The following is a 14165-nucleotide window of genomic DNA, read 5'->3' on the forward strand; positions in this document are numbered from 1 at the left end:
TTCAGCATCCAACGATTTTGCCACGACTTCTTTTAGTTGGTACTCTAATTGCAGTAGTCTGTCTGAAGTTTTAGTAGACTCACTTTTTAATGTGGCAGTTATCATATTATCTTCTGATAGTACCTTTTGTTTTTTCACCTCTATCATTTCATGCTGCAGTTCCTCGATCTTACTGTTTTTTTCTTCAATCTCCTTCAGGTAACGCTGTTTCATATCATCGAAAATGTCTAGCTTGGCTGCCCTCTTCTTTTCAGCATCCAACGATTTTGCCACGACTTCTTTTAGTTGGTACTCTAATTGCAGTAGTCTGTCTGAAGTTTTAGTAGACTCACTTTTTAATGTGGCAGTTATCATATTATCTTCTGATAGTGCCTTTTGTTTTTTCACCTCTATCATTTCATGCTGCAGTTCCTCGATCTTAATGTTTTTTTCTTCTATTTTTTTTAATAAACGTCGTCTCCCATCCTCGAATCGATGACGTTCTTCGTTAGTAATACTTACATTTGCGAGCTGGTTATGTACTTGGTTGGTCATATTTTGAATGAGGTCGATAAGTCTATATTCGAACTGTTCTAAATTTGATTTATGAGCTTTAAATTTTTTATGTAGAGAAGTGATTTGCCGCTCTTGTCTTCGGTGCCTTGTTTGATTAGTATCGGCATCGTCTTTTAATTTTTTCATCACTTCGTTCAACTGTTTGTTAACCGGTAGCCAATCCGTTTTTGTTTTCCATACAAAGTCGACAGCCGGGCTATATCTTCTCCGCTGCATTTCATGTAATTGCTTTTTGAGTTCATCATTCTCTTTTGTCAGTTGCACATTTTCCTGCTCAAGATTTTCTATGATAGAATAGTGATAGCTATCTTTGTATTCTTTCACTTTATGCTCATACTTCGTCAATTCCGCTTTTAAAAAGATGATCATTTGTTTAAGCTGGATGGGATCATTATTTTTGATGTTTTCACTATTCATAATAGAACCTCCAATCTCAGATTTTCCTTGAGCATAAATAGAAGGCGTCAGTTATAGTAAGTTATAACAACTTCTCTTTTAGTAAAGTGATTGTTTCTTCAAATTCTTTTTTCGTATCCGCGATAGCCTGTTCAAGTTTCTCTATAGTCTCCTCTTCAGAATGCCTTTTATCTTCTCCATCCATTTCTCCATTTGTCCGACGCTCTTCTTTCATCAATAAATAGAGAAGCACCATATTCAATGTCTTGTTCTCTAAAAAGACATAGCTATGATTGTTTTCCATATTCCCTGTGTTCCATTCATTCAATTGGTCTTTCATGATTTGACGCACCATCTGTTTCACAAACAACTCTTGCTCATTGCCCTCTCTATCACTCATCTGTAACCTCCTGTTTCGAAATGCTTCCATTGAGATTAATGGGGTTAAGCACAGCTATTCCATTTTTCAGTTCGTCACTGTAAGTAAATCCCATGATACTGCCTGCGTACGATGAAGTAGGGTTCCACTTAATCTGAAAATCCGAAAAAGAAAGGGTTTCATTCGGTTCAATCAATCGTTTCCCCAACGGTTTAAGCCAAAATTCCTCTTTATCCTCTTTTTCATTGATCCGTTGCCATCCGCCGGGCGACTTCAACCTCTGTTGGAAGTTTTCATACACATACTTCCCTGAAAAGGAAAAGGGCGATTGTTCAGGGAGTTTTATACACACATAGGGATCTGTGATAGGTCGATTTCCCCTGTTCGATATATGGTAGGATCCAAGACATAAACTCTCCTGAGCGGAATCATGGGAGATGTCCAATGAATACGTAAAATAACTGATAATGTTCAGTCTGTCAGGATGATGAAGTTCATCTGCCCACTTTCTAATTTCAGACAAGTAGGCTGTCGTTTGCAGATGAAGCTCTTCAATCTTCGCTTCTACATCATTTCCACCGTGTCTCACCTTTTTTAACCACCTTTTCCTCAAATGAAAATAAAAATAAAGAGAGGAGTTTCCTCTCTTTAAGATATGTTGACCGCTTAATGATTATCACCAATAGCCGATATTAGTGACAGCCATGATCGCGACAATGACCGTGACCGTGGCCATGATCCGGGAACAGTTGAGGACATTGTGGCGGATGACTAGGCGGTGGGCAAGCAGTTATAAAATCTTCTCTTGGATGACAGAATTCAGCAAAAAGTTCAAGAGTGACCGGGAATGTCGATTGGATGCTTTGACAAGTATTTACTGAGACTACTAAATTGGTGAACGTGACAGTCGCAGTTGCACCGGTACCAACTACAGCAATCGCACCTGTACTAGATATGACACAGTTCAGTTCTGTATATACCACTTCAACAGCTGTGTCATCAGGTGCGCACAAAGTGACTACTTCAGTACGAGAAATAGGCAGAAGCGTAGGGCTTACAAATGTTCCCTCTGTTGCAGTAATAGTAAGCTGTACCGTGAAATTTTTTCTGATCGTCAGCTGTTGAAGACAGATATTCTTGCCATCGATGCAGAATTGACGATCCTCACGGTTGAGAATTTGAATTGGAGGCAAGGCGGGGCTGACCCCCGTACTAGGAACCACGCTACATGTAACAATCGGATTTGTTAAAGTAGCTGGTATACTTGGAAAAGAAACTCCTACTCCAGCCGCTACCGGGATAGCATCAAAATTATTTTCCTTCACAATCCAGTCATACACCTTATTAACATTCACACACATCAGTTCTTTACCATCAAACTTATCATCAAACCTATCCTCAAACTTTTTTTCTTGCATCCTGTTTACACCTCCGAGATTATCTCTTTCACACCTAGAATATGATGAAGGGGATTTTGTGCATGGGCGGCAACCACACTTTTTTTCCCTCATTTTATTAACACCTCCTTTTTTTCTTTCGTTCGTAGCATAATATGATGTAAAAGATTGAGCACATGGGCTTTTAATGACTTATACAGTGCTCAACGCATAGGGTTTGTCACCTATCGAAAATCTTATTAATAGTATAGGAGTGAACTGTAAAGGAGTGAAATATGATGGGAGATGTTCAGCTATCCTCCGCTCATGATATTGAAAAACTGAAACAGAAAATCACAACGTATCGGGAAACGTTAACAATGTTGAAAGCAGACAATTCAACTGAAGACGATTATCGCGACAAGGAAGAATTTCAAAGTTTTAAAACGAAAATCACGGATTTAGAAGAGTTGATGGAAATAATGGATGAAGAGAATAGTATGCAAATCCAGGGATATAAGGAGGAAATTAAGAATTTCACGGTTCAGATTGACTCTTTAAACCAAACAATCGAGGATTTAAACCAAAAAATTTCATCAATCATGAGCAAAATAGATGAAGGCAATAACGATAATCTTATAGAAGAACAAAATCCCGGGATTGTTTTACAAGGTTCCATGACCACTAGGGAAATCGATTTTATGAATGACACTCCCCAAAACATTGGCCAATCAACCTTTCCTTCTATCCCAAAATCCGATCTCCCACCATCTTACAATCAATTTCAAAAAATCTTGAGCCAGTCAAAAAGTATCAAAGAATTACCGAATGGTTCAACGCTAACAGAAGGGTTCAATTTTCCAAGGAACTCTCAAGAAGGACAGCAGTATTCCAACAAACGAAATACACCATTAAACAACATGAGCCCTAGCCAATTCTATAACAGCATGCACAAAAGTAATAATCCGAAGTTCGCAGGTTATCGGAATAACCCCTTCCCCATAAAAGGAATCCCGATTAAAGGTATAGAAACCAATCCTATCCCCTTGACTAATAGCACGCCTACCAATAATGAGGTGCAGCAAGAATTCAGTAAGCATGAGCCTGATGTACCACCAATTGGCGGGCAAGAGCAAATTGAAAAAGCAGAAGAGGCAATTCAGAAAAATGATGAACCTGTCGAAATGATAGAAGAAGCTATTCAGGAGAAAGAAGGATCTACTGTGGGGGTAAGTGAATCGATTCAAAAAAATGATGAACCTATCGTGAATGTAAATGAAACTATTCCGAAGAAAGAAGAACCTATCGCGATTGTAAAAGATCCTATTCTGAAAAATGATGAACCTGTCGCGGTTGTAAATGAACCAATTCTGAAGAAAGTAGAATCTATCGCGATTGTAGAGGAACCAATTTTGAAGAAAGAAGAGCAAATTGAAGTTTCAAATAATGCAAAACAACAAGAAAATAAAAGCAATGAACCATTATCATTTTTAAAACTCTTTTGGAAGAAGTTAAAGTAAATCCTATTGAGTGTAAAACTAATGAATAAACGCTGTCCTGACTCAACATCAGGACAGCAGTTTTTTTACCCAATAATTATCGGTAAAGTGAATTAGATCCAACTATGCAAAAAACTATATGCAACAAATAGTTGAATGCCCGTCCGACCTGTGAACCTCTGAATAGTATAGCAAAGAAAGGAGGTGTTAACATGTCAAATTATTACGGATGCAACAGATGCGGCGGACGTGGTAGATGTCAAAACGATATCAATTGTGGCAATGGCTCATCAAACAACAATCGTTGCGGTCAACTCGGCCCATTTGTAGCAGTTGACCCGGCCTGTGTTGTCACACCAGCTCCACGCAGCGTCGGTGCGATGATCCCGTTTGCGTCAGGGCTTACACCACTCCCTTTGACTGCTGTTGTCGGAGGTGCACTGGTCGGCACTACTACCGCACTCGGATTTGGAAGTTTTGTTCCTGGTTTAACAATTGTAGGAACCGGTATAGATCTGAGCGGTGTCTTTAATGAAGCTTTTTCAGCAGCACGTCCAGGTGTTCTCACAGCTATTTCTGCAACCTTCTCTGTAACAACAGGATTGACCCTCGCCCTTGGTGGATCTGTATCTATCAGAGCCGAGGTCTATCGAGCTCCGGAAGGTTCAACAGATTTTGTAGCTACTGGCGTTGCAGTAAACCTGACCCCAGCTCTATCAGGCGTCCTTACTACCGGTCAGACAGTTTCAGGAACGGCGACAGGCTTCAATTTCCCGGTAGCCTTAGGGGATCGTCTATTATTGGTGCTTTCTACAACTACAACCGGATTAGCTATAGCTGATGTCATTGTAGGTACTGCAGGTGCAGGTATTACTATTGAGTGATTTCCTGTCTCTAGACAAGTCACGGACAAGTGACTATAGGAAAAATCTTTAATCAAGTAACGGGTTTCAGCTTCCTGAACAACTTCGAATTGTTCAGGAAGTTGGAACCTTCTTTATTTCAAGCAGGCCGTTACCACGTCCGCCATTTAATTCCTTTAGTTGAATAATGCGAGGTATAAATATAATTTCAAATAATCAATGTCATAAAAAAGTCAATTGTCGAGGAAAAGTTTGTTCTCACAGGAATAGATCCTGTCCCATGAATAGAAAACGACTTTCTATTCCTAAAGTCCCCTTTCCATCGCAAGAATGGAAAGGGGATTTTTTGCACATTGAATTCTAACGACAAAAATCACTCTTAGATATCAAGTGTACCTTCGTCAAAAATCGGAAGGGTTCGTGTAGCTGCAACTTGCCATTGTTGGACTTGTAATACTTTTAAATGAAGATCCAACACGGTTTTTTCCCGCAATGTACTAAATTCTCCTCCGTGTTTCGTGTGTACTGGTGAAAAATCAAGTTCATAGAAGTTGGCACCTAGTAACTCACCATATGGCTGTTCATTGTATTTCACAAGATTTTGGAAGAAATATTTGTCCAAACGAGGTTCGATCTCATTTTTGTCATTTAGGAAGCGGGCTGTGCTACTATCGGAAATTCCGATGACAGGGAATTCGAGGAATTCGTCCGCTGTAATTTCCGCAAATCCTGAAAATGGTACTTCAGCAATTCGGTCCCGAAGTCCTCCATGGCAATTACGCGTAGCATATTCAATATCTTTACGGATGTGTCCTGATACGAACAATTTAGCCCGTGTTACTTCAAAAAAGTCTGTATCGCCAATTGGGCAAAATCTCACAGGTACAAGTTTGACTTGGTCTAAAAACACATTCTTTGTCACTCGCTTAATCTCCGTTGCGGAAGGTTCAAGTGATATATCTGATTCTACAACAATTTGAAGTGTTCTCTCTGCTAAAACTACAGGGACTTTAAAAGTAGGTGTGCCAACGGTTTCCTGAAGTCCGATAGCATCATCGGTTAAAGGGATTTGTTGAAGCGAATTCACCTCACAGGGAGGAATGCCATCAGGCGTCCCATGAGGGGTATGACCATAATTACCCATGTAAAAACAACTCCTTGATTTTTTGTAAGCTTACACTCCTAAATTATGTTCGTTTCGCTTCGACGCTCAGGCAAAACTCTTGGAGTTGTCCATATTATTCATGCGTACAATCATTCCGATATGACTCTATTATTCAATTGCCCATAGCGGATTGTGCCCGCTGGATCTTTGTAATCCCAAATTATACAAACAAAAACCACTGGAAATCCGTATATGGATTTCCAGTGGTTTTTAGAAACTACTCTTAGTCACCAAGAGTTCCTTCATCAAACATTGGGATAGCTCGTGTAGCTGCAACTCGCCATTGTTGGACTTGCAATACTTTTAAATGCAGATCCAAGACAATTTTTTCCCGTAGTGTGTCAAACTCTCCTCCGCGTTTTGTGTGTTTCGGTGAAAAATCAAGTTCAAAGAAGTTGGCACCCAGTAACTCACCGTACGGTTGTTCATTGTATCGCACAAGATTTTGGAAGAAATACTTATCCAAACGAGGTTCGATCTCATTTTTGTCATTCAGGAACCGGGCAGTGTTGCTATCGGAAACTCCGATGATAGGAAGGTTGAGGAATTCGTCCTCCGTGATTTCCGCAAATCCTGAAAACGGCACCTCAGCAATTCGATCCCGAATGCTACCATAGCAATCTCGTGAAGCATATTCAATATCTTTACGAATATAGCCGGATACGAACAATTTAGCCCGTGTCACTTCAAAATAGTCTGTAGTACCAATTCGGCTAAATCTAACAGGTACAAGTTTGACCTGGTCTAAAAACGCATTCTTTGTCACCCGCTTAATCTCTGATGCGGATGGGTGAAGGGAAATATCTGATTCTACAACAACTTGAAGAGTTCTCTCTGCTAAAACTACAGGTACTTTAAACGTAGGTGTGCCAGCGGTTAGTTGAAGATCGATAGCATCATCAGTTAACGGAGTCTGCTGGTGCGAACGCACTTTACAAGACTGGTCATGGTGCATTTTGCCATCGAAGCCTTTGTCATTACAACTCATTTAAATACATCTCCTTGAAATAATTTTGTAAGCTTACACTCATACATTATGTAAAAACAGCTTGATTGCTCGGGCAAAACTCTTGGAGTTGTCCAAATTATTATCGAAAACTCAACCGAATTAACCGCATTGAAATTCAGTGGGATCAAAAGAAAATGACCCTGTGCAAATGCCAGAGTCATCCTAATTTAAATGATTATAATTCACATGAATTGCTTGTTCCTGCAACAATTGGACGATTAATTCCAATGTGATTTTCTCATGCAACTTCATGATCTTCCGCCTTTTTCTAGTACGGCTGTTTTTAACTGGTATTGCACTATACTTAATATGTTGAACGATATGTCCTTCAATTACTAACATTCCACTGGATGCTGCACATGTTCCATCCCCGATCGATGTAGAAAATCCAGTCGGTATGAAATGACAATTTGTTAGGACAATCCTGTTAGAAACTTCCTTAATCCGTATGACCTTTTCTTCAAACAAAATCTCTTCTTCTATACAAAATTCAATATTGTATTCTCCTAATATGACTGGAACTCTGATTTTTATGTAATCATTGGCATCATTTATATGTTTTGATTTCACTATTTTTCGGGGAGAATGGATTGGTCTGACAATTGATTTAGCGCTAATTTCTGCTTGTTTCTCCGAGCCATCCCCACGATTGATTTTCGTTAAATAGATGGTCTCATGAATTGCAGAACTTACTAAATGACAAGCAGGCTGGTGCGGATAGCATGTGGTTGTACTGATGAATTTTGTATCGGATTTAAAACCTTGCGTATTGGATTGTTCCAGAAATTCAAATGTCTGTTGATTGATTTCGCTAAATAAAGGCTCTTGGCGAAAATCAGCAATTTCTACAAAAGTGGAAAACGGACTTTTTATTGATTTACAATAAATAATATCGCTCTGGGGAATATCATTCATAATCCGGGATTGAGAAAAATTTACAGGCTCCATTTCACTTTCTTTAAGTGTATGTTCACCAATCATCGGAGAATTATGACCAACTGATAATGAAAAAGGAGCATCCGTCTGAATGGCTTGGACCATTTTCAGTGCATTCACCATTTTAGATATCGCGCGCTTCTTATTTCCAGTCATATCCAATGACTAATCCACGAAATTCTCATTAAATTCCACCCCTAATCAAACAAATTCATTCTTAATTTATGCTTTGGGTTAGGTGACTGTCACTCATACAATTCCGGATTACATTCTACAATTTCAAACTCATGAAAAAGGACGTTTGGGGAAATCTAATGAGACCTATAAAAAGGAGGTTTTCTCGTGCGTCACAGGTATCTTTTACCACTGTATGTATGTGCCTTATCTTGGCTTTTCTTCTCAGTTGTATACGCAAAAGAAGAGCTGACAAGGGAAGAGGTAATGGATGAGCGGATGCGTTATTATTTACAATTCGAGTCAATTACAACCCCTTGGTATTTCTTGGCTGCCATTGATCAGTTTGAAAGGAATATCCAACAAGTGAGGAACGATATTCCAAAAAGGGATGGCCCCATTGCCATCCAATTTTCCGAAGAATTTTGGGCTGGCGCACAAAACCCGGAGAGCTTAGATACATCCCCCGAATCGATTACTTACTTTGGCGGAAACGGACTGGACGGTGACGCCGATGGGATTGCAGATCCGGACAATCCAAATGATATCCTTTATACGATGGCTACCTACCTCAGCCTTTACGGCGAAACGGAAGAGGATTTTAAATTGGCGCTATGGGATTATTATATGCGTGAAGAAACAGTTAACCAAATTATGACCATTGCAATGATGTATAAACATTTCGAGTCTTTGGATTTGGATGAACATGCTTTCCCGATCCCGACCAACTACAATTACAGTTACAGAGGTACATGGGGGGCTAGCCGAGGTTGGGGCGGTAGACGGATCCATGAAGGAACCGATTTGTTTGCCGGATATGGGACTCCTGTCCGCTCTACCTCGTATGGTGTTATTGAAATCATGGGCTGGAACGAATTTGGTGGTTGGCGCGTAGGCATCCGCGATAGTCATAATACGTACCACTATTTTGCCCATTTATCTTCGTTTAATAAGGATTTGAAGGTAGGCGACATTGTTGAACCTCGAACAATCGTCGGTTATGTCGGCAGTTCTGGCTACGGAAAAGAAGGAACTTCCGGTAAATTCCCTCCTCACCTACATTACGGCATGTACAAATATAATGGACGGACGGAATGGTCTTTTGACCCCTACCCTTCTTTACGCGTTTGGGAACGTCAAGATAAGCAACGAAAATGATGGAAGGACCATCATTTGACTGAATTTTCATTTTCATGTTTACTCCTTTTAGCTGTTCGGGAAATGCCATTTCACTTCCTTGACTGCTGAAGGAGTTTTTTTGCAATTATTCACTTTTTTATTTCACAAATAACCAAACAACTACCATTTTGCTCCAATTAGACCTTCCAATGTCCTATGCAGTTTGTTATAATTCTAATAATTGTGATAAAAAACCCAAATTTTCTCATCTCACAATGTATTTCGTTTAAGGGGGAAACAAAGTTGCATCCGAAATTAGAAAGCTTAAAACAATCGATGAGAGACTTTCAAAAAACATATCCGGAAGACGCCTGTCTCGTGTTAGGCGATCACGAAGGAACATTGCTTGAATATTTACCCGGAAAAACCATTGATGTCAAAGTGAAAGTTGGAGATAAAATACTTAGTAACAGCGTGACCATGAAAGCACTCCGAGAGGGGCGGCTACTGCGAGAGGAAAACGATTCTTCCAACTTCGGCTTCCCTTATATTTCTTTGGCACAACCTATATTCGATGGACGTGAAGTCATCGGGGTATTGAGTGCACTCATTTCGTACGAAAAAGTTTCAACATTACGCTCTGGGGCGACAAACTTGGCTGCAGCTGTTCAAGAAATGTCGGCGATGACCGAAATGATGACCAATGCAATGACAGATGTGACCACTCAATTGCAAGCGTTATCTGAACGATCTGGAGCTGTCAGACAGGACATTTCCAAAATCATCGATGTCTTGGCATTGGTGAAAAACATTGCCCGCCAGTCAAATATTTTGGGCCTGAACGCTTCAATTGAAGCGGCAAGAGCTGGCGAACAAGGAAAAGGGTTTTCAGTCGTTGCGCATGAAATCCGTAAAATGGCTGATCACAGCAATGAAAGCGCAAACAAAATAGAAACCCAATTAGACATCATTACAAATGCAATCGATGAAATGAATGTCTCAACCAGCCATATCGCTTCTTTTACGGAAGAGCATCATGCCAGCATGGAAGAACTAAACGGCACCTATTCGAAATTGAATCAATTGGCCGACGAACTGCTGCAGTCAAGCACGATCAACTAATGGCTCGAATGCGAAAAGGGAAAGCCCTGCAATTTTCAGCAGGGCTTTTACTCATTCAACAAAGTTAAAAACAAAAATTTTATAATTAAATAAAATTCATCTTCCGCTTGAAAGAACGTGGTTTCGTTAGAGTAAATTATTCCATCATTTCTGCAACAATTTCATACGAACGCAAGCGGGCTTGTTGATCGTATATTTGCGAGTTGATGATCAGTTCATTCGCTTTGGTTTCTTGAATAAAACTTTCCAACTTCCGTTTGACCGTTTCAGGACTTCCGACCATCGTTGAACGAGAATCGAGGGTTCTTTCGACGGAGGCCCGTTCGTAAGGTGACCATACTTCGTTGATGTTATTGATTGGCGGTTTCAACTGCGTTGGCATGCCCCTCGTTAAGCTGAGGAACTGCTGTTGCTGGGATGTTGCCAAGAAATTCGCTTCCTCATCCGTCTCCGCCGCGATGACATTGATGCCAAGCATGGCATACGGTTGCTGAAGCGCTTGCGATGGTTTAAAATGCTGATGATAAAGCTGTAATGCCTGCAATGTATAGGCAGGTGCAAAATGACTGGCAAACGAAAACGGCAAGCCTTCTTGTGCCGCAAGTTGTGCACTGAAACCACTTGAACCTAGCAACCAAATCGGTATTTCCAGACCTTCTCCTGGAAAGGCACGCACGCGGGCAGTATTATCCGGTTCGAAATACGCACGTAGCTCATCTAGTTGTTCCGGGAAATCTTCCCCACTGCTATGTAGGGTTCGGCGCAGTGCATAAGCGGTTGCTTGATCCGAGCCTGGTGCCCGGCCAAGGCCAAGGTCGATCCGTCCCGGATAAATCGATTCAAGTGTGCCAAATTGCTCGGCAATGACTAACGGAGCATGGTTAGGTAACATAATGCCTCCCGCCCCGACACGTATCTTTTGTGTCGCTCCCGCTATATGTCCGATGAGAACAGAAGTTGCAGAACTGCCGATCCCCGGCATATTATGATGTTCCGCTAACCAATAGCGATGAAAGCCCCATCGCTCCGTAAGCCGGGCCAATTCTACACTATTTTTAAAGGATTGCGTTGCATCACTGCCTTCATTGATTGGCGATAAATCCAAAACGGACAGCGGAATATTATTGAATTCTTTTACTTTTTCATCATTCACTTTGGTTCATTCCTCCTTTGGCTATTCTTTTATGATACCTTTATGGAAATACAATCTCTAACAATGCGACTTCGTGAGAAATCACTCCACTTCTCACTTACTTTTTAAAAAATTGCAAATGAAAGTGAAATAGGCGCTTGACAATTTTTTTTCATTTGTTATGATTAGTTCTAAATTTAATATTTCTTTTAACTATTGCGATGAAGATAAGTTTTACGCTAAGAAATCTAAAGAGAGCTGATGGTTGGTGCAAATCAGTGATTTCAACGTAAAGTAGCACTTCTGAATAGATTGGTTGAAATAGAGAGTAGACCAATCCGCTCCATGCCCGTTAAGCATGCTAACCGAGACTGTCCAGTAATTTAGGACAGTGAACAAGGGTGGTACCGCGTGAGTAGTTCAGCTTTTCGCCCCTTACATTTGTAAGGGGTGGAAGGCTTTTTTTATTGTTTATTGTTTAGAAAGGGGAAAAGAACGATGTGAAGTAATTTTTAGCTTTTGCATGTTGTCATAGTTGTCCCACATCCACTTGTCCATAAAAAAATTGTACATAAATCAAAGGAGTGTCGATCGAGATGTCTTTTAATATTCTAATTAGTGATCCATTAAGCGAAGATGGTATTTTTCCATTACGCCAAGCGGAAGGTATGAACATTGTTGTAGATACGACTTGCACGCCTGCTGAACTTGCAGAAAAAATTCGTGATTACGATGCGTTATTAGTCCGCAGTCAAACACAAGTCACACGCGACATCATTGAGAATGCGCCGAACTTGAAAATAATTGGTCGCGCAGGGGTCGGTGTTGATAACATCGACTTGGATGCCGCAACAGAACACGGAATCATCGTCGTCAACGCGCCGGATGGCAACACGAATTCCGCGGCTGAACATACAATAGCGATGCTCACTGCTTTGGCAAGAAAAATTCCGCAAGCTTTCAATTCATTGAAAAGTGGCGAATGGGACCGCAAATCATTCATCGGGGTTGAATTGAAAAACAAAACACTCGGTGTCATTGGACTTGGTCGTATCGGTGCTGAAGTAGCTGCACGGGCAAAGGGACAAAGAATGAATGTTATTGCTTACGATCCGTTTTTAACCGAAGAAAAAGCGAAAAAAATGGGCATCAGTTCGGGAACAGTCGAAGAAGTGTTAAAAGCTGCAGATTTCATTACGATCCATACGCCGCTACTGAAAGAAACACGCAATATGATCAATGCAGAAGCATTTGCGATCATGAAAGAAGGCGTCCAAATCGTCAACTGTGCACGCGGTGGGATTATCGATGAAGATGCACTATATGATGCGATTGTTTCGAAGAAAGTCGCCGGTGCCGCACTCGACGTATTTGAACAGGAGCCTTTCGTTGGTCATAAATTATTGACACTTCCTGAAGTGATTGCAACTCCTCACCTAGGGGCAAGTACGATTGAAGCACAAGAAAGCGTCGCAATCGATGTCAGCCATGATGTTGTCACATTCTTGAATGGAGGGGCTGTCCAAAATCCTGTCAATCTCCCTTCCGTCTCAAAAGAAGTATTGGCGAAAATCGAACCATTCTTCGATTTGTCAGAAAAGATCGGAATTTTCCTATCCCGATTAAGCAATAAAGTCATCGAAGAAGTGAACATCTACTATGCAGGTGAACTAGCCGAATCGGATGTCAGACCACTCACACGGAACACGCTAAAAGGATTGCTCAAACGCAATCTAGGTGAACATGTCAACGACGTCAATGCAAAATATCTTGCTGAGCGCTTCGGCATTAAAGTCAATGAACATAAAACATCGACAACAAAAGGTTTCTCCAATTTGATCACTGTGGAAATCACAACAGCAAGCGGGATTCGTCGCGTATCAGGCACATTGCTTAATGGACTAGGTGCCCGCATTGTCAAAGTGGATGATAATTTAGTAGATATCAGCCCAGAAGGTCACTTGCTCTTTGTCAAACATAAAGACCAACCTGGCGCAATCGGCCGTGTCGGAACAATGCTTGCCGTCGAAAACATCAACATCGCCACGATGCAAGTGGGCCGCTCAACTGTCGGCGGAGACGCTATCATGATGCTAACCGTCGATAATCATGTTGAACAAGAAAACGTCAACCGCTTAAAAGAATTGGAAGACATTTATGATGTCATCGCAATCGATCTATAATATAGTAGAAAAGAGGCCTATCTTCGTAGATGGGCTTCTTTTTTGTATGCGTAGTTATGTGGTTTATGATCACTTGAAACGATTGATTGAGCGATCTCTATGATTTATGAGCGCGCGGAGGAAATTAAGAGCGCGAGAAATTTACTTTGATCACTCCAACCGATGATTGAGCGCAGGCTATGTGTCTATGAGCACTTGGGGGAATCTTTTAGCGCAAGAACTTCGCTCTGATCACTCCAAGCGGTGATTGAGCGCGG

At 40.9% G+C, this 14165-nt stretch carries 13 protein-coding genes and 1 other annotated feature; of the genes, 5 read left to right on the forward strand and 8 right to left on the reverse strand.

All coding sequences use genetic code 11. The annotated features are described in order from the left end of the window. From MHZ95_RS10520 to MHZ95_RS10535, 4 genes are all read right to left on the reverse strand, one after another. Nucleotides 1–972: hypothetical protein (locus MHZ95_RS10520; RefSeq protein WP_239390590.1), on the reverse strand; the 972-nt coding region annotated here is incomplete at its 3' end. A gap of 61 nt (nt 973–1033) precedes the next feature. Then, nucleotides 1034–1351: a hypothetical protein gene (locus MHZ95_RS10525; RefSeq protein ID WP_239390591.1), complete on the reverse strand. Its 318-nt coding sequence runs from the start codon at nt 1349–1351 to the stop codon at nt 1034–1036. Beyond that, a complete protein-coding gene (locus MHZ95_RS10530; RefSeq protein WP_239390592.1) occupies nt 1344–1919 on the reverse strand; it encodes a hypothetical protein in 576 nt (191 codons plus the stop codon). Before MHZ95_RS10530 ends, MHZ95_RS10525 begins: the two co-directional genes overlap by 8 nt. Before the next feature lie 103 nt (nt 1920–2022). Further along, on the reverse strand, nt 2023–2748 hold the full coding sequence (locus MHZ95_RS10535; RefSeq protein ID WP_239390593.1) for a BMQ_0737 family morphogenetic spore coat protein: 726 nt from the start codon (nt 2746–2748) through the stop codon (nt 2023–2025). Between the two features lie 257 nt (nt 2749–3005). Here MHZ95_RS10535 and MHZ95_RS10540 point away from each other — a divergent pair, with 257 nt between their 5' ends. Then, nucleotides 3006–4226 (forward strand): kinetochore Spc7 family protein, encoded by a 1221-nt coding sequence (locus tag MHZ95_RS10540; RefSeq protein ID WP_239390594.1) that lies wholly within the window; start codon nt 3006–3008, stop codon nt 4224–4226. 191 nt (nt 4227–4417) lie between these two features. Then, a complete protein-coding gene (locus MHZ95_RS10545; RefSeq protein WP_239390595.1) occupies nt 4418–5089 on the forward strand; it encodes an exosporium glycoprotein BclB-related protein in 672 nt (223 codons plus the stop codon). A 358-nt stretch (nt 5090–5447) separates the two neighbouring features. Here the strand turns inward: MHZ95_RS10545 and MHZ95_RS10550 are convergent, their stop codons facing one another. The 3 genes from MHZ95_RS10550 to MHZ95_RS10560 all read right to left on the reverse strand — a co-directional run bounded on the left by MHZ95_RS10550 (nt 5448) and on the right by MHZ95_RS10560 (nt 8283). After that, nucleotides 5448–6212, reverse strand: coding sequence for a CsxC family protein (locus tag MHZ95_RS10550; protein ID WP_239390596.1), 765 nt, complete (start codon nt 6210–6212; stop codon nt 5448–5450). Between the two features lie 244 nt (nt 6213–6456). Next, on the reverse strand, nt 6457–7221 hold the full coding sequence (locus MHZ95_RS10555) for a CsxC family protein (RefSeq protein ID WP_370643001.1): 765 nt from the start codon (nt 7219–7221) through the stop codon (nt 6457–6459). A 183-nt stretch (nt 7222–7404) separates the two neighbouring features. Next, on the reverse strand, nt 7405–8283 hold the full coding sequence (locus tag MHZ95_RS10560) for a BC_2427 family protein (protein WP_239390597.1): 879 nt from the start codon (nt 8281–8283) through the stop codon (nt 7405–7407). 237 nt (nt 8284–8520) lie between these two features. Here MHZ95_RS10560 and MHZ95_RS10565 point away from each other — a divergent pair, with 237 nt between their 5' ends. Both MHZ95_RS10565 and MHZ95_RS21055 read left to right on the forward strand, forming a co-directional pair. Next, entirely contained in the window at nt 8521–9510 is a 990-nt protein-coding gene (locus MHZ95_RS10565) for a M23 family metallopeptidase (protein ID WP_239390598.1), read from the forward strand. 669 nt (nt 9511–10179) lie between these two features. Continuing rightward, nucleotides 10180–10593, forward strand: coding sequence for a methyl-accepting chemotaxis protein (locus MHZ95_RS21055; RefSeq protein WP_483315926.1), 414 nt, complete (start codon nt 10180–10182; stop codon nt 10591–10593). Between the two features lie 136 nt (nt 10594–10729). Here the strand turns inward: MHZ95_RS21055 and MHZ95_RS10575 are convergent, their stop codons facing one another. Beyond that, nucleotides 10730–11746: an LLM class flavin-dependent oxidoreductase gene (locus MHZ95_RS10575; RefSeq protein WP_239390600.1), complete on the reverse strand. Its 1017-nt coding sequence runs from the start codon at nt 11744–11746 to the stop codon at nt 10730–10732. 188 nt (nt 11747–11934) lie between these two features. Then, nucleotides 11935–12164: a binding site (T-box leader), on the forward strand. A gap of 157 nt (nt 12165–12321) precedes the next feature. Here MHZ95_RS10575 and serA point away from each other — a divergent pair. Beyond that, complete coding sequence (serA, locus tag MHZ95_RS10580) at nt 12322–13908, forward strand: phosphoglycerate dehydrogenase (protein ID WP_239390601.1); 1587 nt, start codon at nt 12322–12324, stop codon at nt 13906–13908. The last annotated feature ends 257 nt before the right edge of the window (nt 13909–14165 follow it).

This window comes from Sporosarcina sp. ACRSM, assembly GCF_022346545.1.
GTDB lineage: Bacteria > Bacillota > Bacilli > Bacillales_A > Planococcaceae > Sporosarcina.

Bases quoted from the DNA above. Each gene is read 5' to 3' on its own strand.
- MHZ95_RS10525 (WP_239390591.1), bottom strand. From the start codon at position 1,351: ATGAGTGATAGAGAGGGCAATGAGCAAGAGTTGTTTGTGAAACAGATG.
- MHZ95_RS10535 (WP_239390593.1), bottom strand. From the start codon at position 2,748: ATGCAAGAAAAAAAGTTTGAGGATAGGTTTGATGATAAGTTTGATGGT.
- MHZ95_RS10540 (WP_239390594.1), top strand. From the start codon at position 3,006: ATGGGAGATGTTCAGCTATCCTCCGCTCATGATATTGAAAAACTGAAA.
- MHZ95_RS10545 (WP_239390595.1), top strand. From the start codon at position 4,418: ATGTCAAATTATTACGGATGCAACAGATGCGGCGGACGTGGTAGATGT.
- MHZ95_RS10550 (WP_239390596.1), bottom strand. From the start codon at position 6,212: ATGGGTAATTATGGTCATACCCCTCATGGGACGCCTGATGGCATTCCT.
- MHZ95_RS10555 (WP_370643001.1), bottom strand. From the start codon at position 7,221: ATGAGTTGTAATGACAAAGGCTTCGATGGCAAAATGCACCATGACCAG.
- MHZ95_RS10560 (WP_239390597.1), bottom strand. From the start codon at position 8,283: ATGGTCCAAGCCATTCAGACGGATGCTCCTTTTTCATTATCAGTTGGT.
- MHZ95_RS21055 (WP_483315926.1), top strand. From the start codon at position 10,180: ATGACAGATGTGACCACTCAATTGCAAGCGTTATCTGAACGATCTGGA.
- serA (WP_239390601.1), top strand. From the start codon at position 12,322: ATGTCTTTTAATATTCTAATTAGTGATCCATTAAGCGAAGATGGTATT.